Source organism: Rhodococcus maanshanensis NBRC 100610 (assembly GCF_001894865.1).
Lineage (GTDB): Bacteria > Actinomycetota > Actinomycetes > Mycobacteriales > Mycobacteriaceae > Rhodococcus_G > Rhodococcus_G maanshanensis.
Genome location: NZ_BCXA01000009.1, coordinates 1 through 1385 on the forward strand (window position 1 = coordinate 1; position 1385 = coordinate 1385).

The 1385-nt window shown below is 69.0% G+C and carries 1 protein-coding gene; it reads left to right on the forward strand.

Annotated features, from left to right (window positions below; translation table 11 throughout):
- Positions 1 to 191: 191 nt before the first annotated feature.
- Positions 192 to 1385, forward strand: a 1194-nt coding sequence (locus RM1_RS05430; RefSeq protein ID WP_072750344.1) for an Ig-like domain repeat protein, incomplete at its 3' end; no start/stop codon positions are given.

Sequence of the window (1385 nt, forward strand, 5' to 3'; positions counted from 1 at the left end):
GGTCACCGTCGCAAAGGCCGGCACCACCCCCGGCGGCGCCGGCAGCCTCGACTCCCTCCTCGGCGGCTTCGGCTCCTAGACGGAAACCACCCCTGACCCCGGGGCTTCGGCGCCCAGCCCTCGCGGGCGCCGAAGCCCCGGTCCCACAGCCCGCGGCGACGCTGATGGCCGCACCAAGTGAAGGAACCCCCATGGCACATCGAGCAACCACACGCACCGTCGCCGCCACCGCCCTCGCGCTCGGCGCACTGACCATCTTCGGCACCGGCGTCGCCAACGCCGCCCCCGCCACCATCAGCTGGGACATCTGGAACGGGACCACCCTCTTCACCCGCACCGTCAGCAACGCCACCCCCGCCGTCGGCGAAACCATCACCGTCAGCACCAAATTCGCACGAAACGACTCCTACACCGAGAAAATCAGCTGGATCAAGGACCACCACGACTCCTGCCTGACCTACGTCCCCGGCTCCGCCAAGCTCACCAACAACCTCGGCACCCACCCCGTCGAGCCCTACCTCGAGATCACACCCGACTTCGTCGCCGGCGACTTCAACCCCACCAGCTACCAGGTGACCATCTCGCAGAACGATCCCGCCACCTTCAGCGCCCAGTACACAGTCGGCGCCGACTGCGACCTCGGCACCGCACTTGGCAGCGGCATGTCCTACAGCGGAAGCCGCACCCCCAGCGACTTCAGCACCAAGGGCCCCGCCGTCACCGTCACCAAGGCCAACACCACCACCACCCTCAACCCGATCACCGGAGCCAAGGTCGGCACCGCCACCACACTCACCGCCACCGTCACCGGCGCCGCCACCGGCAACACCGTCGAGTTCTACGACGGCACCACCAAGATCGGCCAAAACACCCTGGGCGCCAACGGCACCGGCACCTACCAGTGGACCCCCACCACCGCCGGCCAGCACACCCTCACCGCCAAATTCCCCTCCACCGACACCGCCAACGCCTCCCAGTCCGCGCCGCAGACCACCACGGTCACCGCAGCCGGCGTCGCCTCCACCATCACCCTCGCACCGGTCACCGGGGCAAAGGAAGGCACCGCCACCACCCTGACGGCGACGGTCAACCCCGCAGCAGCGGGCGGCACCGTCACCTTCAAGGACGACGAGTTCGACATGGACACCGTGCAGGTGGGCGCAGACGGCACCATCACCTACGAGTGGACCCCCGGCTGGGACGGCCAGCACACCATCACCGCCACCTTCTCCGGCCGCAACGGCGTCACCGGATCCACCACCACCCAGCAGGTCACCGTCGCACCCGCCGGCAGCACCGCCTCCACCACCACCCTCACCCCGATCACCGGAGCCACCGCAAACAAGGCGACCACGCTGAAGGCGAAGGTCACCCCCGCAGCAGCA